This window comes from Citrobacter sp. MNAZ 1397 (assembly GCF_023613995.1).
Taxonomy (GTDB): domain Bacteria; phylum Pseudomonadota; class Gammaproteobacteria; order Enterobacterales; family Enterobacteriaceae; genus Phytobacter; species Phytobacter ursingii.
This window is the reverse complement of sequence record NZ_JAKIVH010000010.1, coordinates 43,294-64,498: the sequence shown is the minus strand read 5'-3', so window position 1 is coordinate 64,498 and position 21,205 is coordinate 43,294. Positions and strand designations below refer to the sequence as shown.

Genomic DNA, 21,205 nt, shown 5'->3' with positions numbered 1-21,205 from the left:
TTCCCATGACGCTACACGGCACCATCGACGAACTGGCGTGGGAAAGTGAATTCTTTGGCCTGAGCAGCGCCATCGTGCGTTTGCGGGACGATGGCCCGGCGCTTGATGCTTCTGCTTTCGACAGTTGGCCGCGCCTACAGGCGAAAATTTCCGCATCTAATACGCAACAGCTTGATGCTCTGCAACATTTTGGCTTTCGTCTGGTCGAAGGCGAAGCGGATTTTGCATTATCGGTTCCGGTACAGAATGTCGATCCGCAGGCAGAGACGGCAGTAACAGGCGATATTGCGGCGTTGCGCCAGATGGCGGCGATGATGTTCAGCCAGAGCCGATTCCGCGCGCCCTGGTATCCCGAAGATGCCAGCGGGCGTTTTTATGCGCAGTGGATTGAAAACGCGGTGAAAGGCGTATTTGACCATGAATGCCTGCTGTTTCGCGGAGAAAATGGCGATATCGAGGCTTTTGTCTCGATGCGTCAACTCGATGCACAGGAAGCCCGGATTGGTTTGCTGGGCGGACGCGGCGCGGGCGAAAAACTGATGCAGGCGGCCTGTTATTGGGCTCAGCAGCGGCAGCTTAAGACAATTCGTGTAGCGACTCAGATGGGCAACCTTGCGGCAATCAGACGCTACACTCGCAGCGGTGCGATAATGGAAAGCACCGCCTACTGGTTATACAGGTGACTCTATGATCCCTTTTAATGCACCTCCTGTGGTGGGAACGGAACTCGACTACATGCAGTCGGCGATGGGCAGCGGCAAACTGTGCGGTGATGGTGGTTTTACCCGTCGCTGCCAGCAGTGGATGGAGCAGCGTTTCCATAGCCCGAAAGTGCTACTGACCCCCTCCTGTACGGCATCGCTGGAGATGGCGGCGCTACTGCTGGATATTCAGCCTGGCGATGAAGTGATCATGCCAAGCTACACCTTTGTTTCTACGGCTAATGCTTTCGTACTGCGTGGCGCGAAAATCGTCTTTGTGGATATCCGACCGGATACGCTGAATATCGACGAAACCCGTATTGAAGAGGCCATCACCGAAAATACCCGCGCCATTGTGCCGGTTCACTATGCCGGCGTGGCCTGTGAAATGGACACCATTATGGCGATTGCCAAACGGCATGATCTGTTTGTGGTGGAAGATGCCGCGCAGGGTGTGATGTCCACCTATAAAGGCCGGGCGTTGGGTACTATCGGACATATTGGCTGCTTTAGCTTCCATGAAACCAAAAACTATACTGCGGGTGGTGAGGGCGGCGCGACGCTGATTAACGATCGCGCGCTGGTTGAACGTGCGGAAATCATCCGCGAAAAAGGGACTAACCGCAGTCAGTTCTTCCGTGGGCAGGTGGATAAATACACCTGGCGCGATATTGGCTCAAGCTATCTGATGGCGGATTTGCAGGCGGCTTATTTATGGGCGCAGCTCGAAGCGGCAGATCGTATCAATCAGCAACGTTTGTCCCTGTGGCAAACCTATTTCGACGCATTGTCGCCGCTGGCACGCGCCGGGCGGATTACGCTGCCGTCGATTCCCGAAGAGTGCGGCCATAACGCCCATATGTTTTATATCAAACTGCGTGATGAAGAGGATCGCAGCAAACTCATCGCCTTCCTCAAAGAGGCTGAGATCCTCTCCGTATTCCATTATATTCCGCTGCATGCATCACCTGCCGGGGCGAAATTTGGTGAGTTCCATGGCGAGGATCGTTATACGACGCAGGAAAGTGAGCGCTTGCTTCGTCTGCCTCTGTTCTACAACCTTGCCCCTGTTAACCAGCGTACCGTGATTAACACGTTACTGAGCTACTTCCGCTAACATGTCGCTGGCAAAAGCTTCTGTCTGGACGGCGGCAAGTACTCTCGTCAAGATTGGCGCCGGGTTACTGGTGGTCAAACTGCTGGCGCTGGCCTATGGTCCTTCCGGGGTTGGGCAGGCGGGTAATTTTCGTCAGTTAATCATTGTGCTGGGCGTGCTTGCAGGTGCCGGTATCTTTAATGGCGTGACGAAATTTGTCTCCCAACACCATGACGACCCCTCGCGGTTGCGTGAGGTAGTCGGCACGTCTTCAGCCATGGTGCTGGGCTTTTCAATTCTGCTGGCGCTGATCTTTTTACTGGCGGCGGCCCCTATCAGTCGCGGTTTGTTCGGCCATGCTGATTATCAGGGGCTGGTGCGGCTGGTGGCGCTGGTGCAAATGGGAATTGCCTGGGCGAACCTGCTGCTGGCGGTGATGAAAGGTTTTCGCGATGCGGCGGGTAACGCGCTGTCACTGATTATTGGCAGCGTGGTGGGGGTGGCCGCCTGGTATTTTTGCTATAAGTTGGGTGATTATCAGGGGGCGTTGCTCGGTATGGCGCTGGTACCTGCGCTGGTGGTGTTCCCGGCGATGCTGTTGCTGGCACGCCGCAGTCACCTCCCGTTAAGCTATTTTCGCCCGCGCTGGGATAACGGACTGGCCGGACAACTCAGCAAATTCACCCTGATGGCGCTTATCACCTCGGTCACGATCCCGCTGGCCTATGTGATGATGCGAAATCTGCTGGCTGCACATTATAGCTGGGATGATGTGGGAATCTGGCAAGGAGTAAGCAGTATCTCCGATGCTTATCTACAATTTATTACCGCCTCGTTTAGCGTCTATCTGCTTCCTACTCTTTCGAGGCTCGCTACAAAACAGGAGATCACCCGCGAGGTCGTGAAATCGCTGCGCTTCGTATTGCCAGCGGTAGCAGCCGTGAGTTTCTGTGTCTGGTTGCTGCGCGACGTGGCGATCTGGCTGCTGTTTTCTGACAAATTTACGGCAATGCGTGACCTGTTTGCCTGGCAACTGGTGGGGGACGTATTGAAAGTGGGCGCTTACGTTTTTGGTTATCTGGTTATCGCGAAAGCCTCGCTACGGTTTTATATCCTGGCGGAGGTGAGCCAGTTTACCTTGCTGACGCTTTTTTCCCGTCTCTTGATTCCGACCCATGGTGCGGCAGGCGCGGCACAGGCCTATATGGCAACCTACATTATTTATTTCGCCCTCTGTTGTGGCGTGTTTTTACTCTGGCGTAGACGGGCATGACGGCACTCATACACGTACTGGGATCGGATATCCCTCATCATAATCACACCGTGCTGCGTTTCTTTGATGAACATCTCGCGGCAACGGGCATTCATGCCCGTGAATTTATGCTCGCCGGGCAGGATGACGGCATGAGTGACGCTTACCCGAACCTGCATCTGCATTTTTATGGCAGTAAGCAGGCGCTGGCGAAGGCTGTTATTGCCAAAGCGCAGGGCAACAGGCAGCAACGTTTCTTTTTCCATGGTCAATTCAACACCGGTATCTGGCTGGCACTGTTGCGCGGGGCGATTAAGCGCCAGCAATTTCACTGGCACGCGTGGGGTGCCGATCTGTACGAGGTATCCCGTAGCCTGAAATTCCGCCTGTTTTACCCGTTGCGGCGTCTGGCGCAGGGAAAGGTTGGCACTATCTTCGCGACCCGTGGCGATCTGGCCTGGTTTGCAGACCGACACCCTGATGTGCGCGGTGAGTTACTGTATTTCCCGACGCGTATGGACCCGGCACTCAACACCCTGGGTTATGAAATGCAGCGCGCGGGCAAGCTGACGCTGTTGGTAGGGAATTCCGGCGATCCGAGCAATGAACATATCGCCGCCTTAAAAGCGATTCATCGCCAGTTTGGCGATACGGTAAATATTATTGTGCCCATGGGGTATCCGGCCAATAACGAGATCTATATTGAGCAGGTTCGTCAGGCCGGGCTGGCGCTGTTTAGCCCGGATAATTTGCGTCTCCTGAGCGAGAAGATGGCGTTCGATGACTACCTCACGCTGCTTAGCCAGTGCGATTTGGGCTATTTCATCTTCGCGCGCCAGCAGGGTATTGGTACGCTTTGCCTGTTGATTCAGGCGGGTGTGCCCTGTGTGCTCAATCGCAAGAATCCGTTCTGGCGGGATATGGTCGAAGAGGGCATTCCGGTGCTGTTTACCGATGATACGCTCAGCGAAGCGGTCATTCGTGAAGCACAGCGTCAGTTGCTGGCGGTGGATAAAGACGCGATTACCTTCTTTAGCCCGAATTTTATTACACCCTGGCATCAGGCGCTGCGTATTGCCGCAGGGGAGGCATGATGACTCCGCTAGAATTCAGTGGGTTGCTGATCATCTGGCTGCTGGCGACGCTGTTTATCGCCACGCTGACGTGGTTTGAGTTTCGCCGCGTGCGCTTTAATTTCAATGTCTTCTTTTCATTGCTGTTTTTGCTAACCTTTTTCTTCGGTTTTCCATTAACCAGCATCCTGGTGTTTCGCTTCGATGTTGGCGTGGCGCCGCCTGGTATTATGCTACAGTCCTTGCTGGCTGCAGCCTGTTTCTACGGTGTTTACTACGTGACGTATAAAACGCGGTTGCGTACGTCATCCCGCATGGACGAGCGCCGCCCTCTGTTTACCGTAAACCGGGTAGAAACGCATTTGACCTGCGCGATGCTGATGATTATTGCGCTGGTGAGTGTCGGTATCTTTTTCATGCATAACGGTTTTTTACTGTTTCGCCTGCATTCTTACAGCCAGATATTTTCCAGCGAAGTCTCCGGTGTCGCGCTCAAGCGGTTTTTCTATTTCTTTATTCCCGCCATGCTGGTGGTCTATTTTCTGCGTCAGGATGGGCGGGCGTGGCTGTTTTTCCTGGTCAGTACCGTGGCGTTTGGCCTGCTGACCTACATGATTGTCGGCGGGACGCGCGCTAACATCATCATCGCTTTTGCGATCTTCTTATTTATCGGGATTATTCGCGGCTGGATTTCGCTGTGGATGCTGGCAGCAGCAGGGGTGATGGGTATTGTCGGCATGTTCTGGCTGGCGCTTAAGCGTTACGGGCTCAATGTGAGCGGTGATGAGGCGTTTTATACCTTCTTGTATCTCACCCGCGACACCTTCTCGCCCTGGGAAAATCTGTCGTTGCTGCTACAAAATTACGACAAGATCGATTTCCAGGGATTAGCCCCAATCGTCCGTGATTTTTATGTCTTTATCCCCACCTGGCTGTGGCCTTCACGTCCGGGTATTGTTTTGAATTCGGCGAACTATTTTACGTGGGAAGTGTTGAATAACCATTCGGGTCTGGCGATTTCCCCCACCCTGATTGGCTCACTGGTGGTGATGGGCGGTGTCTGGTTTATTCCGCTGGGCGCGGTCGTGGTTGGGCTGATTATCAAGTGGTTTGACTGGTTGTATACCCTTGGCAATCGGGAGACCAACCGCTACAAGGCCGCCATTTTGCACAGTTTCTGTTTTGGTGCCATCTTCAACATGATCGTGCTGGCGCGTGAAGGGCTGGATGCATTTGCTTCTCGAGTGGTTTTTTTCCTCGTCATCTTTGGCGCCTGCCTGCTGATGGCGAAACTGTTGTACTGGCTTTTTGATAGTGCCGGGTTGATTAACAAGCGCGGCACCTCTTTGTCGCGGGTCTGACTAAGGATACGAATGACTGACAACACTGTGGCTCCGGTGTATGAGCTGCGTGGGCTGAAACTGATTGGCTGGCGTGATATGCAACATGCACTGGACTATTTATATGCCGATGGCGCGCTTAAGGAAGGAACCCTGGTCGCCATCAATGCTGAGAAAATGCTCACGATTGAGGACAACCCGCAGGTGAGGTCGCTGATTGAGGCGGCTGAATTCAAATATGCCGATGGTATCAGCGTGGTGAGGTCCATTCGCAAGAAATTTCCCCAGGCACGCGTTGAACGTGTTGCGGGGGCCGACCTCTGGGAAGCGCTGATGGAAAGAGCGGGGCGCGAAGGAACGCCGGTGTTTTTGTTGGGGGGAAAACCAGAAGTACTGGAGCAAACGGAAGATAAGCTGCGTAAACAGTGGCAGGTCAATATCGTTGGCAGCCAGGACGGTTATTTCCGTGCCGAAGACCGACAGGGGCTGTTTGAGCGGATCCGCGCAAGCGGGGCGAAGATCGTGACCGTTGCGATGGGTTCACCGCGCCAGGAGATATTGATGCGCGACTGCCGTGAAGTCTACGCGCATGCTCTCTATATGGGAGTCGGGGGCACCTATGATGTTTTCACCGGTTATGTAAAACGGGCGCCAGGCATCTGGCAGCGGCTTGGGCTTGAGTGGCTCTATCGCCTGCTTTCGCAGCCAAGCCGCGTTACCCGGCAGCTGCGTCTGCTGCGTTATTTGTCCTGGCATTATCGCGGCAACCTGTAATTTTCTCCTGCCATGCCCCGTTGATGCGGGGCATTCGCTTTTTTATTGTGCGATACCCAGATTTTTTTTACACATCATTTGCCATTTTCGTCATTTTAAGAAACCATTCGCTCACTCAATGCATCATCCCGGTATATTTTGCGCGGTTATCGCCTCTGGGTGAGCTTTGACGCACGTTATTCTCATAAAAACAACCCGCACAGCGGGAAAGTTGCAAACACGACAGAGGTTATATGGCTGAACACAAACCCGAGCTCCAGCGCGGCCTGGAGTCTCGTCACATTGAATTGATCGCCCTGGGCGGCACGATAGGCGTGGGGCTCTTTATGGGGGCCGCAAGCACATTGAAATGGGCGGGCCCTTCCGTGCTACTGGCGTACATTATCGCCGGTCTTTTCGTCTTCTTTATCATGCGCTCAATGGGCGAGATGCTCTTCCTGGAGCCGGTTACCGGTTCCTTCGCTGTTTACGCGCACCGTTATATGAGCCCCTTCTTTGGCTATCTTACCGCCTGGTCCTACTGGTTTATGTGGATGGCGGTGGGTATCTCCGAAATCACGGCCATTGGCGTTTATGTCCAATTTTGGTTCCCGGACCTGGCGCAGTGGATACCCGCGCTGATTGCCGTTGGGCTGGTCGCAGTCGCCAACCTGGCGGCGGTGCGCCTGTACGGTGAAATTGAATTCTGGTTCGCAATGATCAAAGTCACCACCATTATCGTGATGATTATCGTCGGACTGGGCGTCATCTTCTTTGGTTTTGGTAATGGCGGCCACGCAATTGGCTTTAGCAACCTGACCGAACATGGCGGCTTCTTTGCCGGCGGCTGGAAGGGTTTCCTGACGGCGCTGTGTATCGTCGTGGCGTCATACCAGGGCGTAGAACTTATTGGGATCACCGCCGGTGAAGCGAAAAACCCGCAGGTAACTCTGCGCAGCGCGGTAAGCAAAGTGCTGTGGCGTATCCTGATTTTTTATGTGGGCGCGATTTTCGTTATCGTGACTATCTTCCCGTGGAATGAGATCGGCACTAACGGTAGCCCGTTTGTTCTGACTTTCGCCAAAATCGGCATTACCGCAGCGGCAGGTATCATCAACTTTGTTGTCCTGACGGCTGCGTTGTCTGGCTGTAACAGCGGTATGTACAGCTGTGGACGTATGCTCTACGCACTGGCGAAAAACCGCCAGTTACCGGCGGGTGTGGCGAAAGTGTCGAAAAACGGGGTTCCCGTTGCTGGCGTGGCCATTTCTATCATTATCCTGCTGATTGGTTCCTGCCTGAACTACATCATTCCTAATCCGCAGCGCGTGTTTGTCTATGTCTACAGCGCCAGCGTATTACCCGGCATGGTACCGTGGTTCGTGATTCTGATTAGCCAACTGCGATTCCGCCATGCGCATCGTCAGGCGATTGCCAGCCATCCGTTCCGCTCAGTGATGTTCCCGTGGGCGAACTACGCGACCATGGCATTTCTGGTGTGCGTACTGATTGGTATGGCCTTCAATGAAGATACGCGTATGTCGCTGTTTGTCGGCATCATCTTCATGGCAGCGGTGAGCGTTATTTATAAAGTGCTGGGGTTAAACCGCCACGCTGTTAGGCAGCGAGTGGGGGAATAATCAGCAAAATGCGCAAAGCATAACCAAACGCGCATTTTATTTAAAAAGGCACTAGACAGAGGGGGGGGAAGTCCGTATTATCCACCCCCGCAACGGCGCTAAGCGCCCGTAGCTCAGCTGGATAGAGCGCTGCCCTCCGGAGGCAGAGGTCTCAGGTTCGAATCCTGTCGGGCGCGCCATTAAATTCGGCGCTTGAGCTGCGGTGGCCTGTGAAACTTGCAGGGCCGCGTGAAAAAAATTTGTAGTGGTGGCTATAGCTCAGTTGGTAGAGCCCTGGATTGTGATTCCAGTTGTCGTGGGTTCGAGTCCCATTAGCCACCCCATTATTTAGCAGTAAAAGTTTCGTGGAATGCGAAGGTGGCGGAATTGGTAGACGCGCTAGCTTCAGGTGTTAGTGTCCTTAGGATGTGGGGGTTCGAGTCCCCCCCCTCGCACCACAACTTGTATTGAACAAAAAATTCAAAAAGCAGTACATCGGCGAGTAGCGCAGCTTGGTAGCGCAACTGGTTTGGGACCAGTGGGTCGGAGGTTCGAATCCTCTCTCGCCGACCACTTTTGAACCCCGCTTGAATAAAGCGGGGTTTTTTGTTTTTTCCATTCCGGAAAACCTCTCCTTTTACGGTGTTGCGTATCAGCGACATTCCAGTGCTCTTTTGTCGCCGATGGGTGACACGTAATCCTTTGTTTTATAAGAACCAGACTATATGGCACTGTAGTTGTCTCCTGATGGAGACAATAACGCGTCTGTCACCCGGCTAAAGAGAGGCGATTGCCGACGCAGAGCCCGGATTTCCTGTTATCTGAAAAGAACTTAAGCGTGCTGTTTTGCTAATGCGAACCTGGCACACTATGTGCAATAATATATGTGTAGATGCTCATTCCACCTCTTATGTTCGCCTTCTGGCCTCATAAACTCCGGAATGATGCAGAGCCGTTTACGGTGCTTATCGTCCACAGACAGATGTCGCTTCGGCCTCATCAAACACCATGGACATTACGTTGAGTGAAGCACCCATTTATGTTGTCAAACAGACCTGTTTTAACGCCTGCTTTCGAGCAGGCGTTTTTTTATGCTTTATTGTCGGTAGCGCACCATTACAACACTCATCAGAAGCAATGCGCTTAGCGATACACTATAGAGCGCCTGCGCTGCGCCCCATTTGCTGGCAAGAAAGGCAGCAATGGTCGTCATCAGGGTGGCGGTTAACGTTTGCCAGCGCCACGCTTTTGCGCTGGCTGCCGGGATCTCATCGCCGCTAAACCCGGCAAGCAAACTAAACGTACCGACAGCAAACACGACATTCGAAGCCAGATGGGCGATAAAAATAAGCCCCAGCGCCGCAATCTTCTCACCTGAGAGCAACGGCAGAAGACCGTATGCCCCCAGAAAAATGGCCAGGCACAGCAGCAACAGATAATTGCGCCGGGCATAGTGCGGCAGCTTGTCACCATTCAGCAGCAGCGGGCCACAAAGCTGCCCCAGACTACGGGCGAACAGTAGCGGCAATGCCAGCCCGCTAGCGTCGTCCGGGCGTATCTGCTGCGCCAACGCGGGTAATAACGCCATGGCTGGCGAGCCAACCGCGGCAAGGGCAGGCAGGATCAACAGGCTGCGCTTTTGTGCGGTTGTCAGTGAAGACCATACGACAGTGAGTGTCGGTTGGCCGTTATCACTATTGCCGATGTCATGGGCACAATAATGTGTCCGTGTCAGCATGAGTAGCATCGCCGATGCCAGAAAACTCAGTGCATCAATGCTCAGCAGCATTAGCGGGGCAACATGGTCGAACAACAGCACGCCGGCACCTGTTCCCAGCAATACCTGAGAGGCAAAAATAACGCTCTCCATTCCTGTGGCCGCGGGCAGCTCATCATGTGTAAGCCCACGCTTGAATACCAATGCCAGTGCAGGCCAGGACATCCCGCCAAGAAACGCCTCTGTCGACTGAACCATCAGCAACGCGGGGATGTTGTGGTATATGAGCCCAGTCAGGGGAAGGACGAGGGCGATCATACCCAACAGCTCTGCAAAGATTAAAAGAGACACGGGCGATAAGCGTCGACAGAGCTTTTCTCCCGCCAGGCTACCAACAAAGCCCGGTAATGTTGCCAGCAGATAAGCGAGAGTGAGTGTTGAAGGTGAAGCGTGCCAGCGTAATAACTGACCGAAGACCAGCACCTGAGTCAGGCCATTACCCAGTGAAGATAAGACAAATGCGCAGAGGAGCAGCCGTAGCCAGCTGTGCGTGCGCAGCGCGCGGATGAGCACGAATAAAAGGGTGTTCATGATAACGATTTCCCAAAGCGAGTTATTTCCTGCAGCAAACGCTGCATCGTCAGAAAAGGGTTAACTCGGGAAGATCGTTACATTGGTAGAGGCGTTCCGTTAACAGAGACGGGAAAACTCTAGCACAGGATAGTCAGAAATGTCAGCCAGGCAAAAAAATCGGGGTCTTGCGACCCCGATAGTCGGTCAGGATGGTGGGTTGTTCTGCAACGTGAGCAGCAAACCATCTCGACGCATCTCTGCTGCTTCTTCCGGCTGGTGCAGCCGATCGAGGCAGTCAGCAAGCCAGGCGTAATCAAAGGCATCCGGGCGTTGTTTCAGTGCGGCACGAAACGCCAGGCAGGCTTCTTTCCACTCGCCGTGTTTCATCAGCGATTGTCCCAGCGTACTCCAGAGCATCGGACGGTCGCCCTGGGTTTTGATTTGCTGGCGCAAAACTTTTTCTACCTGCTCAGGATTGTTCGTTTTCAGGCGCGGGATCACCAGAACCAGTCGGTCGTCATACTGTCGTTTCAGCCCATCCAGAAGGATTGCCTGGGCAGTATCATGATCGTCACATTCAATAAGGTGTTCGGCGATTGCCACCTGCAAGGGGATCTGATGACGGGTTTTACGACTCTGGTTTTTCCACCAGCTTCGTAGCCCCTCGCTTCCCAAATCCGCACGCGCCTGATCCATTTGTCCGATCCAGGCTTGTTGCTGGAGTGCTTCGCGATGCGCCTCATCGCCAACGTCCGCTTTTGCCATCGACGGAATGATATCCAGCAGTGAACTCCATGCGCCGGTGCGGATGTAAGCCTGTTCCGCCAGACGCAATACTTCCGGATGGCGCGGGGTAATTTCCAGCAGTCGGTCAACGCCATGGCGCGCGGCATGATTTTCATTGCGTGCCAGTTGCAGACGGACGCGGGTAATTTCGACCGGAATCGGATCGTTTTCCGACAGCTCTGCGGCACGCTCAAGGTGCTGATTCGCACGCACTTCATCGCCACGCTGTTGTGCCGCTTCGGCCGCCAGTAAGTAGTTCACCATGGGTTGTTGCGCATGATCGGCATTTTTCGCCATCAGCTTCTCAACCTGCTGATAATCGCCTTCTGCCAGCTTGATGAGCGCCAGTTCTGTCTGCTTACGTGCACGGCGACGTTTACGACCAACGAACCAGCCACGTGTATGCGCGCCGGTGCGGAAAATACGGCGTAGCAGCCATTCGAGGGCAAAAAGCACCACCAGCGCCAGTACCAGAATGATGACCAGGCCAGTGACGCTGGTTTCAATGTTGTAATTGTCAGTCTGGATAAGCACATAGCCCTGATGACCCGCAATCATCGGACCTAACACGATACCGGCGATTAACAGCGCAAAGAGTAATAATACTTTCAGCATGATTATTCTCCCTGAGGCGCTTGAGCGGGCGCATTTGGATCCGGGGCAACGCCTGGCTGCGCCAGAAGATTACGCACACGGGTCTGCATCAGTTTCTCCAGAATCGGCTGGCTTTTCAGCGACTCAGGTACTGCCATGGCGATGGACTGCTGCTCAAGCTTGTCAATTTCCTCAAGAAACGCTTTGGTGGCGGAGTCATCCGTATCGTAGTAGGCGCGAATCCAGGTGGAGACGTTATCCAGCGCCTGCTTGTAGGTCTCTTCCTGATGGCGAGGGACGGCCTGCGCCGCAACTAACAGTCTGGAGCGGATATTTTCGCGCAGATAGATGTCCTGATTCGGGGCTAACAGCGGCACCGCGGTTTCATCGCGACGGCGAATCGTGATGAAGCTGTCCATAAAATTCTGCCAGCTTTTTTGCAGATTCACGCGCCATTCGCTAAGGGAACTCGACAGCTCGCTGCTATCTGAATCCATGGGGGAGTCGTCGTCGTTGTTATCCGCCAGACGCAGGTTATCAATCTGGTTCGAGAGTTGGTTCACTTTCAGGATGATGCCATCATAGTCCACCTGGGAAATCGCAGAGAGGCTGGCGACATCATCTGTAATAGCGCGACGCGCGGTGATAAGGCTGGGATCGTTCATGTCTGCCAGGCTGGCATCTGCGCTTTTCAGCAGCGCGGCGGCGGTGGTGACGTCCTGGTCGCTCCACAGCTTACGCCCGGCCAGTTTAACCAGAAAATCAGCCTGCGCCAGCAGCCAGGTTTTCGCATCGGTGCCGGAAATCGTGGCGACTTTTTGCTGTACCTCATTTAACTGCCTGGCGAGCGCATCTTGCTGGCGTTTGGCCTCATCAAGTTGCGTGGCTTGCTGTTTAATGACGCCTTCCAGCGCGGCTTTTTGTTTGTCCTGCGCTTGTTGCATCGCGATGACCTGGTTCGCCAGCTCATCATTTGTTGTGCGCAGTACAGTTGTTTGCTGTTTTACCCAGCCATAAAGACCGACGCCTGCTGCCAGCGCAATCGCAATAGCAATCACGCTAAGTGCAAGACTTGTCTTGCCTGCGCGGTTGTTCTTCTCGGCGTTTTTCGGCGGCGGCGTGTAGCCATCAGCCTGTTTGGTTTCTTCAACCACGGCAGAGGAGTGTTGTTGTTCCGTCATTATGGCTTCCCATTATGAGTGTTATTGTAATGCGCGAAGCAGCGCATCGTTGTCTGCGTTTTCAGCGACCTGAATATCGTGCCAGCCCAGTTCCCGGGCGAGGTGCGCCAGACGCTCGCTGACGACCAACAGCCGACAGCGTAGTAACCAATTTTCGCGATACCAGCGTGGAATAAGCGTAAAAAGCTGTCGCAGCATCTCACCGCTGGTGACCACTAGCGTATCCACACCGCGCGTATGCCAGCGCATAGCCTCTTGCGCCCCGTCGTAAACTTTTCCAGCACGTTGATAACATTCGCAAAACTCAACCTGAGCACCACGAGCCACCAGCGTTTCACCTAATAACTCGCGTCCACCGTTTCCCCGTAAGATTAGCGCACGTTTGCCCTGAATGTTTTGTAATTCAGGCAATTGTAGTAAGACTTCACTGATTTCCTGGTCGAGCGGATAGCGTACCTCAATACCGCTTGCAGTATGTAACGCCAGCGCGGTTGTGCGACCAATAGCAAAGTAGGCAGGCTGTAAAGGCCAGTGAGTGTGAGTTTGTTGTAAATGGGCATGGGCAAAAGTCACGGCATGCTGAGATAAAGCAAAAACCATATCGTCTTGGCCCAGTACCGACAGACGTTCGGGCAGCACGTTCAGTTCCCTGCCCGGGGTGAATTCAATCAACGGAAAGCTCCATGCCACCTGTCCCAGTGCGCGCAGTCGGCTCACTAACATTTCCCCTGCCGGGGATGGGCGGGTGACAAGGATATTCATGCGGGTGCATCTCCGTTGTAGACGTCTGCCAGAATTTCTCGTGCGCCGTTATCCAGCAGTTCCTCTGCAAGCGAGATACCTAGCTGGATGGCATCGTCCGGGTGGCCGCGACGTTCGCCGCGCACCATTTTTGAACCGTCCGGCGCGCCTACCAGCGCGCGTAGCCACAGTTCTCCGTCATGTAATTCAGCATAGCTGCCAATCGGCACCTGGCAGCCACCTTCGAGGCGCGTATTCATGGCACGCTCTGCGGCAACCCGCACGGTGGTGTCGTGATGGTTAAGTGGGGCAAGCAGCATACGGGTACGTTCGTCTGCAAGACGGCACTCAATGCCAACGGCGCCCTGACCGACTGCCGGAAGAGACAGTTCTGCCGGCAGCGCGACGCGAATACGCGATTCGAGCCCCAGACGTTTCAGACCGGCCACCGCCAGGATGATGGCGTCATAATCGCCGCTATCGAGTTTTGACAGACGGGTGCCGACGTTGCCACGCAAAGAGCGAATCACCAGGTCCGGACGGCGTGCTGCCAACTGGCATTGTCGGCGTAAACTTGATGTACCAACTATGCTGCCCGCAGGCAACGCGTCAATATCGCTGTAGTGATTAGAGACGAAGGCATCGCGCGGATCTTCACGCTCACAAATCGTCACCAGCCCCAGCCCTTCCGGGAACTCAACGGGGACATCTTTCATTGAGTGCACGGCGATATCGGCGCGGTTTTCAAGCAATGCCAGCTCAAGTTCCTTCACAAACAGGCCCTTACCGCCAACCTTCGCCAGGGGGGTATCCAGAATGACATCGCCACGCGTGACCATAGGCACCAGTTCGACCGTCAGACCTGGGTGGAGTGCCTCAAGACGCTGCTTAACATATTGTGCCTGCCAAAGTGCAAGGGGACTTTGCCGTGTGGCAATTCTCAGAACATTGTCTAACATGCTTGTTACCGTCATTATCATCCATCGACCATCCTAACATTCTTGTCTTAGGGTGTCAGTGTTCGTGGTGATTGCATAGGTAAGGTGAGCACGGTCCCGTCAATACGAGACACACCCTCAGCCGTAATTGGGAATTTACAGATTGTAAATGGTGCTAAACTGGTATGTAGCGCATCTTTCTTTACGGTCAATCAGCAAGGTGTTAAATTGATCACGTTTTAGACCATTTTTTCGTCTGTACCACCATAAAGACAAGGGCGAAAAAAGGTGACGGCGATTTTGGACTTTCTGTAAACATCAGGCGATACGTCTTGTACCTCTATATTGAGACTCTGAAACAGAGGCTGGATGCCATCAACCAATTGCGTGTGGATCGCGCGCTAGCGGCCATGGGCCCTGCTTTCCAGCAGGTTTACAGCCTGCTGCCCACGCTTTTGCACTATCATCATCCGTTGATGCCGGGCTACCTCGAAGGTAACGTTCCAAAAGGCATCTGTCTTTACACGCCTGATGAAACCCAACGCCACTACCTCAACGAGCTTGAGCTCTACCGTGGAATGCCCCCGCAGGAATCGCCAAAAGGCGAGTTGCCGATAACCGGCGTCTACTCCATGGGCAGTACTTCATCGGTAGGACAAAGCTGTTCTTCTGACCTGGATATCTGGGTTTGCCACCAGTCGTGGCTCGATAACGAAGAACGCCAGCTGTTGCAACGTAAATGCAGCCTGCTTGAGAGCTGGGCCGCATCGCTGGGTGTGGAAGTTAGCTTCTTCTTAATTGATGAAAACCGTTTCCGCCATAATGAAAGCGGCAGTCTGGGTGGTGAAGACTGCGGCTCGACGCAGCATATTTTGTTACTTGATGAATTCTATCGTACCGCCGTGCGTCTGGCCGGTAAGCGTATTCTGTGGAATATGGTGCCGGGCGATGAAGAAGAGCACTATGACGATTACGTCATGACGCTCTATGCACAGGGGGTATTGACGCCAAATGAATGGCTGGACCTGGGTGGCCTCAGCTCCCTGTCTGCCGAAGAGTACTTCGGTGCCAGCCTGTGGCAACTTTATAAAAGTATCGACTCCCCTTATAAGGCAGTGCTGAAAACCCTGCTGCTGGAAGCGTATTCCTGGGAGTATCCGAATACCCGCCTGTTGGCGAAAGACATTAAACAGCGTCTGCACGATGGCGAAATCGTTTCGTTCGGTCTTGATCACTACTGCATGATGCTGGAGCGCGTCACGCATTATTTGACCGCTATTGAAGATTTCACCCGTCTCGATCTTGTGCGTCGATGTTTCTATTTAAAAGTATGTGAGAAACTGAGCCGTGAGCGTGCTTGTGTGGGCTGGCGGCGTGAAGTCGTCAGTCAGCTAGTGAAAGAGTGGGGTTGGGACGAGGCGCGTCTCACCATGCTGGATAACCGGGCAAACTGGAAAATCGACCAGGTGCGTGAAGCGCATAACGAGTTGCTTGATGCCATGATGCAGAGCTATCGTAATCTGATTCGCTTTGCGCGCCGCAACAACCTGAGCGTATCCGCCAGTCCGCAGGACATCGGAGTGCTGACCCGTAAGTTATACGCCGCTTTTGAAGCATTGCCGGGTAAGGTCACCCTGGTGAATCCGCAGATTTCTCCGGATCTCTCCGAACCCAATTTAACCTTTATCTATGTGCCGCCGGGCCGTGCTAATCGTACGGGTTGGTACCTGTACAACCGCGCCCCAAACATGGATTCTATCGTTAGCCATCAGCCGCTGGAATATAACCGTTACCTGAACAAATTGGTGGCGTGGGCGTGGTTCAATGGCTTGCTGACTTCACGTACACGACTGTTTATTAAAGGTAATGGGATTGTCGATTTGGCAAAACTGCAGGAGATGGTGGCAAACGTGTCCCATCACTTCCCGCTGCGTCTGCCTGCGCCAACGCCAAAAGCGCTATATAGCCCCTGCGAAATCCGTCATCTGGCCATTATTGTCAACCTGGAATATGACCCAACTGCGGCATTCCGTAACCAGGTCGTGCATTTCGATTTCCGTAAGCTTGATGTTTTCAGCTTTGGCGAGCAGCAAAACTGCCTGGTTGGCAGCGTCGACCTGCTTTATCGCAACTCCTGGAATGAAGTGCGTACACTGCATTTCAACGGTGAGCAGGCGATGATTGAAGCATTGAAAACCATTTTAGGAAAAATGCATCAGGATGCCGCGCCACCGGATAGCGTTGAAGTGTTCTGTTATAGCCAGCACCTGCGCGGTTTGATCCGTACGCGTGTTCAGCAACTGGTTTCTGAATGCATTGAGCTGCGCCTCTCCAGTACCCGTCAGGAAACCGGACGTTTCAAAGCGTTACGTGTAGCCGGACAGACCTGGGGTCTCTTCTTCGAGCGTCTGAATGTGTCAGTGCAAAAACTGGAAAACGCGATTGAGTTTTATGGCGCGATTTCACATAACAAACTGCACGGGTTGTCGGTTCAGGTCGAAACGAACCATGTCAAACTGCCGCAGGTGGTGGACGGGTTTGCCAGCGAAGGGATTATCCAGTTCTTCTTCGAAGAGACCGGCGATGACGGTTTTAATATTTATATTCTGGATGAAAGCAACCGTGCGGAAGTGTATCACCACTGCGAGGGTAGCAAAGAGGAGCTGGTGCGTGACGTTAGCCGCTTCTATTCATCGTCGCATGACCGATTTACTTATGGCTCAAGCTTTATCAACTTCAATTTGCCGCAGTTCTATCAAATCGTGAACGTTGATGGCCGGGCGCAGGTGATTCCGTTCCGCAATCAGGCTATCACGCCCGTTGCACCTGCCAATCAGGATAACGACGCGCCGCTGTTGCAGCAGTACTTCTCCTGACGTTTTTTGCGGGTAGCCCGGGTAAGCGCAGCGCATCCGGGACGCCCGGATGCGGTTTAATGTCTTATTCCTGCTACGTGTTAGCCGCGAAAGCTCACCTTTTCGCCCGCCTGTTGCGATGCCGCCTGTTCCAGCAGATCCCAGAAGGTTTCGCCTGAACGGTCGCAAACCCACTCGTCACCTTTCAGATCGAAATGGTAACCGCCTTGTTTGGCTGCCAGCCACACCTGATGCAGGGGCTCCTGGCGGTTGATGATGATTTTACTGCCGTTTTCAAAGGTGATGGTCAATATGCCACCGTTGATTTCGCAGTCGATATCGCTGTCGCCATCCCAGTCGTCCAGACGCTCTTCAATGGTCATCCACAGGGTGTCAGCAAGGCGATGAAATTCACTGTCGTTCATTGTCGTTTCCCGTTTTACGTGATGGCGGCAGTATAACGCGAAACATTTCCCGCTGCAGGGAGAGTGCAAACTCTTGCTTTTGTGTCTTCTCCTGCGATGATAGAAAGCAGAAAGAATGAACCAACAGGCAACCTACAATGAAAGACGTGTGTCGAACCCTGGCTGTATTATTAACCTTATTTAGCCTGACGGGCTGTGGTCTGAAAGGGCCGCTCTATTTCCCGCCGGCTGACAAAAATGCGCCGCCGCCTACGAAAAAAACCGAAAGCACCATTCAGACAACGACCCCGGATCGTAACGATCGTGGCGATAATGATGGCCCAACGCAGGTGAATTACTAACGTTCCCGTGTTGTATCCGCGTATATGGAGTAGATGATGCAGTTCTCTAAAATGCATGGCCTTGGCAACGATTTTATGGTCGTCGACGCGGTAACGCAGAATGTCTTTTTTTCCCCTGATCTGATCCGTCGGATGGCTGACAGGCATCTCGGGGTGGGATTCGATCAACTGCTGGTGGTCGAGCCGCCCTACGATCCCGAACTCGATTTCCACTATCGTATCTTTAATGCTGACGGCAGCGAAGTCTCTCAGTGCGGAAACGGCGCCCGCTGTTTTGCCCGTTTTGTGCGCTTGAAAGGGTTGACCAATAAACGTGATATTCGCGTCAGTACCGCAAATGGCCGCATGGTATTAACCGTGACGGATGATGAGCTGGTGCGTGTGAATATGGGTGAGCCCAATTTCGAGCCATCACAGGTCCCGTTCCGGGCGAACAAAGCGGAAAAGACCTATATTATGCGGGCGGCGGAACAAACAATATTGTGCGGCGTTGTCTCAATGGGCAATCCGCACTGCGTTATCCAGGTCGATGATGTCGATACCGCTCCGGTAGAAACGCTGGGGCCGGTAATGGAAAGCCACGAACGCTTTCCTGAGCGCGCCAACATTGGTTTCATGCAAGTGGTCAAACGCGATCACATCCGACTGCGCGTGTATGAACGCGGTGCGGGCGAAACGCAGGCCTGCGGAAGTGGCGCTTGCGCGGCGGTAGCTGTCGGCATCCAGCAAGGTTTGCTGGCAGAAGAAGTACGTGTGGAACTCCCAGGCGGTCGGCTGGATATCGCATGGAAAGGACCGGGCCAACCGTTGTTTATGACTGGCCCGGCGGCACATGTCTACGACGGATTTATTCATCTATGAAGCAACCAGGGGAAGAACTGCAGGAAACGTTTACAGAACTGGATGACCACGCTGTCGTCGATTATCTGTTGCGTAACCCTGAGTTTTTTATCCGTAATGCACACGCTGTTGAAGCTATTCGTGTCCCTCATCCCGTACGCGGTTCGATTTCGTTAGTCGAGTGGCACATGGTGCGGGCACGTAACCATATCAACGTGCTGGAAGAGAACATGACGTTGCTGATGGAGCAGGCCAGCGCCAATGAAGGCCTGTTCTATCGTCTGCTGCGTCTGCAGGGCAAACTGGCTTCGGCAAAAAGCCTTGAGGAAATGTTGAATCGCTTCCAGCGGTGGGCCAGAGATTTGGGGCTGGCGGGTGCGACCGTCCGCCTGTTCCCGGACCGCTGGCGTCTTGGCGCACCGTCCGGTTTTACCCACCTTGCACTCTCTCGTCAGGCCTTTGAGCCACTGCGTATTCAGCGTCTGGGTCAACAACAGCACTATCTCGGTTCCCTGAACGGACCGGAGTTGCTTTTACTCTTGCCAGAAGCGAAAGCGATCGGTTCTGTGGCGGTAACAATGATGGGGCCAGACGCCGATCTGGGCGTGGTCCTGTTCAGTAGTCGCGACCCGCATCACTACCAGCATGGACAGGGCACGCAACTGCTGGAAGAGATCGCCATGATGTTACCGGACCTGCTGGAGCGCTGGATCGAGCGCGTATGACCGATTCACCCCTGCACCAGGCTGTCACGCGTTTCCTGCGCTATCTGGGTGTGGAACGTCAGTTAAGCCCCATCACGCTCCTCAATTATCAGCGTCAGCTTGATGCCATCATTGCGCTTGCCGGGGAAATCGGCCTGCAGCGCTGGCAACAATGTGACGCCGCCGCAGTACGGGCTTTCGCCGTACGTAGTCGTCGTAAAGGGTTGGGGGCTGCCAGCCTGGCGCTACGCCTTTCGGCTTTACGCAGCTTCTTTGACTGGCTGGTGAGCCAGGGCGAGCTTCCGGCCAATCCCGCGAAGGGCGTTTCAGCCCCGAAAACGCCGCGTCACCTGCCAAAAAATATCGACGTGGACGACGTCAATCGTCTGCTGGATATCGATCTTAACGATCCGCTGGCCGTACGCGACAGGGCGATGCTGGAGGTGATGTACGGTGCCGGGTTGCGTTTATCCGAACTGGTGGGTCTGGATATCAAACACCTGGATTTGGAAAGCGGTGAAGTCTGGGTGATGGGTAAAGGCAGCAAGGAGCGCCGTTTACCTGTTGGGCGTAATGCGGTTATCTGGATTGAGCACTGGCTGGATCTGCGCGGGTTATTTGGCGCCGAAGAAGAGGCGCTGTTTCTCTCGAAATTGGGGAAACGTATTTCCGCGCGCAATGTACAAAAACGTTTTGCCGAGTGGGGAATCAAACAAGGGCTGAACAGCCACGTGCACCCGCATAAACTGCGTCACTCTTTTGCTACCCATATGCTGGAGTCGAGCGGCGATCTGCGCGGCGTGCAGGAACTCCTGGGGCATGCTAACCTTGCCACCACACAAATTTATACCCATCTTGATTTTCAACACCTTGCCTCGGTGTATGACGCAGCGCATCCACGCGCCAAACGGGGGAAATAATGCGATTTTACCGGCCTGTGGGCCTTATCTCGGCCATCACTTTCGATCTCGACGACACGCTTTACGATAACCGTCCGGTTATTCTGCGAACTGAACAAGAATCCCTTTCGTTTGTACAACAATATCACCCTTCTCTGAATGCGCTGGAAAACACGGATTTAAAACGCATTCGTCAGTCGCTGCTTCTCACAGAACCGGAGATCTACCACGATGTGACCGAATGGCGCCGTCGTGCGGTTGAACGCGCCATGCTGGAGGCGGGGTTAACGGCGGATGAGGCGGCAGAAGGGGCGCAAGCCGCAATGCAGCACTTTGCGAAATGGCGTAGCCGTGTTGATGTGCCACAAGAGACTCACGAAACCCTGGCGAAGCTTGCTGAAAAATGGCCGCTGGTGGCGATCACTAACGGCAACGCGCAACCGGCGTTGTTCGGACTGGCCGATTACTTTGAGTTTGTGCTGCGCGCTGGCCCTGACGGGCGTGCGAAGCCGTTTAACGATATGTATCACCTTGCGGCTCAACGCCTGAACATGCCGCTGGGGGAAATTCTGCACGTCGGGGATGATCTGACGACCGATGTCGCTGGTGCCATTCGCTGTGGTATGCAGGCCTGCTGGATCAAACCGGAAGGGGCTGACCTGCTGACGGCGACTGATAGCCGCTTGCTGCCGCATCTGGAGATTTCACGGTTGGCATCCCTCACCACGCTGATATAATCACCACAAGCTCTGTATAAATTCCCAGGGGTTGTTGCGC

General features: G+C 53.9%; 19 protein-coding genes and 4 tRNA genes. 17 read left to right on the top strand and 6 right to left on the bottom strand.

Translation table 11 applies throughout. The features are described from left to right. Window positions 1-5: 5 nt before the first annotated feature. The 11 genes from rffC to L2097_RS24655 all read left to right on the top strand — a co-directional run bounded on the left by rffC (window position 6) and on the right by L2097_RS24655 (window position 8,407). A complete protein-coding gene (gene rffC, locus L2097_RS24705) occupies window positions 6-683 on the top strand; it encodes a dTDP-4-amino-4,6-dideoxy-D-galactose acyltransferase (RefSeq protein ID WP_250353855.1) in 678 nt (225 codons plus the stop codon). Between the two features lie 4 nt (window positions 684-687). Further along, on the top strand, window positions 688-1,818 hold the full coding sequence (rffA, locus tag L2097_RS24700) for a dTDP-4-amino-4,6-dideoxygalactose transaminase (protein WP_047372309.1): 1,131 nt from the start codon (window positions 688-690) through the stop codon (window positions 1,816-1,818). A gap of 1 nt (window position 1,819) precedes the next feature. Next, window positions 1,820-3,070 (top strand): lipid III flippase WzxE, encoded by a 1,251-nt coding sequence (gene wzxE, locus L2097_RS24695; RefSeq protein ID WP_250353854.1) that lies wholly within the window; start codon window positions 1,820-1,822, stop codon window positions 3,068-3,070. After that, on the top strand, window positions 3,067-4,143 hold the full coding sequence (locus L2097_RS24690; protein ID WP_250353853.1) for a TDP-N-acetylfucosamine:lipid II N-acetylfucosaminyltransferase: 1,077 nt from the start codon (window positions 3,067-3,069) through the stop codon (window positions 4,141-4,143). Before wzxE ends, L2097_RS24690 begins: the two co-directional genes overlap by 4 nt. Then, the gene (gene wzyE / locus L2097_RS24685) at window positions 4,143-5,483 is read left to right on the top strand and encodes an ECA oligosaccharide polymerase (protein WP_047372306.1); all 1,341 of its coding nucleotides are present in this window, start codon (window positions 4,143-4,145) and stop codon (window positions 5,481-5,483) included. The genes L2097_RS24690 and wzyE overlap by 1 nt, the downstream gene beginning before the upstream one ends. Before the next feature lie 12 nt (window positions 5,484-5,495). Continuing rightward, entirely contained in the window at window positions 5,496-6,236 is a 741-nt protein-coding gene (gene wecG / locus L2097_RS24680) for a lipopolysaccharide N-acetylmannosaminouronosyltransferase (RefSeq protein WP_047372305.1), read from the top strand. A 233-nt stretch (window positions 6,237-6,469) separates the two neighbouring features. Beyond that, window positions 6,470-7,855: a bifunctional threonine/serine APC transporter ThrP gene (gene thrP, locus L2097_RS24675; RefSeq protein ID WP_250353852.1), complete on the top strand. Its 1,386-nt coding sequence runs from the start codon at window positions 6,470-6,472 to the stop codon at window positions 7,853-7,855. Window positions 7,856-7,957: 102 nt separating this feature from the next. After that, window positions 7,958-8,034 (top strand) — tRNA-Arg (locus L2097_RS24670). A 68-nt stretch (window positions 8,035-8,102) separates the two neighbouring features. Then, window positions 8,103-8,178 (top strand) — tRNA-His (locus L2097_RS24665). 28 nt (window positions 8,179-8,206) lie between these two features. Continuing rightward, a tRNA-Leu gene (locus L2097_RS24660) sits at window positions 8,207-8,292 on the top strand. Between the two features lie 38 nt (window positions 8,293-8,330). Continuing rightward, window positions 8,331-8,407: transfer RNA gene (locus L2097_RS24655), tRNA-Pro, on the top strand. A 523-nt stretch (window positions 8,408-8,930) separates the two neighbouring features. Here the strand turns inward: L2097_RS24655 and L2097_RS24650 are convergent. The 5 genes from L2097_RS24650 to hemC all read right to left on the bottom strand — a co-directional run bounded on the left by L2097_RS24650 (window position 8,931) and on the right by hemC (window position 14,385). Beyond that, window positions 8,931-10,142: an MFS transporter gene (locus L2097_RS24650; RefSeq protein WP_085006391.1), complete on the bottom strand. Its 1,212-nt coding sequence runs from the start codon at window positions 10,140-10,142 to the stop codon at window positions 8,931-8,933. 186 nt (window positions 10,143-10,328) lie between these two features. Further along, window positions 10,329-11,525 carry a protoheme IX biogenesis protein HemY gene (gene hemY, locus L2097_RS24645; RefSeq protein ID WP_250353851.1) on the bottom strand — a complete coding sequence of 399 codons (1,197 nt, stop codon included), beginning with the start codon at window positions 11,523-11,525 and terminating at the stop codon, window positions 10,329-10,331. 2 nt (window positions 11,526-11,527) lie between these two features. Then, the gene (hemX, locus tag L2097_RS24640) at window positions 11,528-12,685 is read right to left on the bottom strand and encodes a uroporphyrinogen-III C-methyltransferase (protein ID WP_047372301.1); all 1,158 of its coding nucleotides are present in this window, start codon (window positions 12,683-12,685) and stop codon (window positions 11,528-11,530) included. Between the two features lie 21 nt (window positions 12,686-12,706). Next, window positions 12,707-13,447 (bottom strand): uroporphyrinogen-III synthase, encoded by a 741-nt coding sequence (gene hemD / locus L2097_RS24635; protein ID WP_085006390.1) that lies wholly within the window; start codon window positions 13,445-13,447, stop codon window positions 12,707-12,709. Next, entirely contained in the window at window positions 13,444-14,385 is a 942-nt protein-coding gene (gene hemC, locus L2097_RS24630) for a hydroxymethylbilane synthase (protein ID WP_250353850.1), read from the bottom strand. The genes hemD and hemC overlap by 4 nt, the downstream gene beginning before the upstream one ends. A gap of 311 nt (window positions 14,386-14,696) precedes the next feature. Between hemC and cyaA the strand changes: the two genes are divergently transcribed. Next, on the top strand, window positions 14,697-17,240 hold the full coding sequence (gene cyaA, locus L2097_RS24625; RefSeq protein ID WP_047372298.1) for a class I adenylate cyclase: 2,544 nt from the start codon (window positions 14,697-14,699) through the stop codon (window positions 17,238-17,240). Between the two features lie 80 nt (window positions 17,241-17,320). On the opposite strand, the gene cyaY is transcribed toward cyaA, so the two are convergent. Beyond that, window positions 17,321-17,644, bottom strand: coding sequence for an iron donor protein CyaY (gene cyaY, locus L2097_RS24620; RefSeq protein WP_047372297.1), 324 nt, complete (start codon window positions 17,642-17,644; stop codon window positions 17,321-17,323). A 137-nt stretch (window positions 17,645-17,781) separates the two neighbouring features. Between cyaY and lptM the strand changes: the two genes are divergently transcribed. The 5 genes from lptM to yigB are packed head-to-tail and all read left to right on the top strand — an operon-like array spanning window position 17,782 to window position 21,165. Next, window positions 17,782-17,985 carry an LPS translocon maturation chaperone LptM gene (gene lptM / locus L2097_RS24615; protein WP_047372296.1) on the top strand — a complete coding sequence of 68 codons (204 nt, stop codon included), beginning with the start codon at window positions 17,782-17,784 and terminating at the stop codon, window positions 17,983-17,985. A 36-nt stretch (window positions 17,986-18,021) separates the two neighbouring features. Then, window positions 18,022-18,846: a diaminopimelate epimerase gene (gene dapF / locus L2097_RS24610; protein ID WP_039077031.1), complete on the top strand. Its 825-nt coding sequence runs from the start codon at window positions 18,022-18,024 to the stop codon at window positions 18,844-18,846. Further along, a complete protein-coding gene (locus tag L2097_RS24605) occupies window positions 18,843-19,550 on the top strand; it encodes a DUF484 domain-containing protein (protein ID WP_047372295.1) in 708 nt (235 codons plus the stop codon). Before dapF ends, L2097_RS24605 begins: the two co-directional genes overlap by 4 nt. Next, on the top strand, window positions 19,547-20,449 hold the full coding sequence (gene xerC / locus L2097_RS24600) for a tyrosine recombinase XerC (protein ID WP_047372294.1): 903 nt from the start codon (window positions 19,547-19,549) through the stop codon (window positions 20,447-20,449). The genes L2097_RS24605 and xerC overlap by 4 nt, the downstream gene beginning before the upstream one ends. Beyond that, window positions 20,449-21,165 (top strand): 5-amino-6-(5-phospho-D-ribitylamino)uracil phosphatase YigB, encoded by a 717-nt coding sequence (yigB, locus tag L2097_RS24595; protein WP_047372293.1) that lies wholly within the window; start codon window positions 20,449-20,451, stop codon window positions 21,163-21,165. Before xerC ends, yigB begins: the two co-directional genes overlap by 1 nt. The last annotated feature ends 40 nt before the right edge of the window (window positions 21,166-21,205 follow it).

Bases quoted from the DNA above. Each gene is read 5' to 3' on its own strand.
- cyaY (WP_047372297.1), bottom strand. From the start codon at position 17,644: ATGAACGACAGTGAATTTCATCGCCTTGCTGACACCCTGTGGATGACC.
- L2097_RS24650 (WP_085006391.1), bottom strand. From the start codon at position 10,142: ATGAACACCCTTTTATTCGTGCTCATCCGCGCGCTGCGCACGCACAGC.
- yigB (WP_047372293.1), top strand. From the start codon at position 20,449: ATGCGATTTTACCGGCCTGTGGGCCTTATCTCGGCCATCACTTTCGAT.
- xerC (WP_047372294.1), top strand. From the start codon at position 19,547: ATGACCGATTCACCCCTGCACCAGGCTGTCACGCGTTTCCTGCGCTAT.
- hemD (WP_085006390.1), bottom strand. From the start codon at position 13,447: ATGAATATCCTTGTCACCCGCCCATCCCCGGCAGGGGAAATGTTAGTG.
- hemC (WP_250353850.1), bottom strand. From the start codon at position 14,385: ATGTTAGACAATGTTCTGAGAATTGCCACACGGCAAAGTCCCCTTGCA.
- hemY (WP_250353851.1), bottom strand. From the start codon at position 11,525: ATGCTGAAAGTATTATTACTCTTTGCGCTGTTAATCGCCGGTATCGTG.
- rffA (WP_047372309.1), top strand. From the start codon at position 688: ATGATCCCTTTTAATGCACCTCCTGTGGTGGGAACGGAACTCGACTAC.
- hemX (WP_047372301.1), bottom strand. From the start codon at position 12,685: ATGACGGAACAACAACACTCCTCTGCCGTGGTTGAAGAAACCAAACAG.
- rffC (WP_250353855.1), top strand. From the start codon at position 6: ATGACGCTACACGGCACCATCGACGAACTGGCGTGGGAAAGTGAATTC.
- L2097_RS24605 (WP_047372295.1), top strand. From the start codon at position 18,843: ATGAAGCAACCAGGGGAAGAACTGCAGGAAACGTTTACAGAACTGGAT.
- L2097_RS24690 (WP_250353853.1), top strand. From the start codon at position 3,067: ATGACGGCACTCATACACGTACTGGGATCGGATATCCCTCATCATAAT.
- wzyE (WP_047372306.1), top strand. From the start codon at position 4,143: ATGACTCCGCTAGAATTCAGTGGGTTGCTGATCATCTGGCTGCTGGCG.
- dapF (WP_039077031.1), top strand. From the start codon at position 18,022: ATGCAGTTCTCTAAAATGCATGGCCTTGGCAACGATTTTATGGTCGTC.
- wecG (WP_047372305.1), top strand. From the start codon at position 5,496: ATGACTGACAACACTGTGGCTCCGGTGTATGAGCTGCGTGGGCTGAAA.
- thrP (WP_250353852.1), top strand. From the start codon at position 6,470: ATGGCTGAACACAAACCCGAGCTCCAGCGCGGCCTGGAGTCTCGTCAC.
- wzxE (WP_250353854.1), top strand. From the start codon at position 1,820: ATGTCGCTGGCAAAAGCTTCTGTCTGGACGGCGGCAAGTACTCTCGTC.
- lptM (WP_047372296.1), top strand. From the start codon at position 17,782: ATGAAAGACGTGTGTCGAACCCTGGCTGTATTATTAACCTTATTTAGC.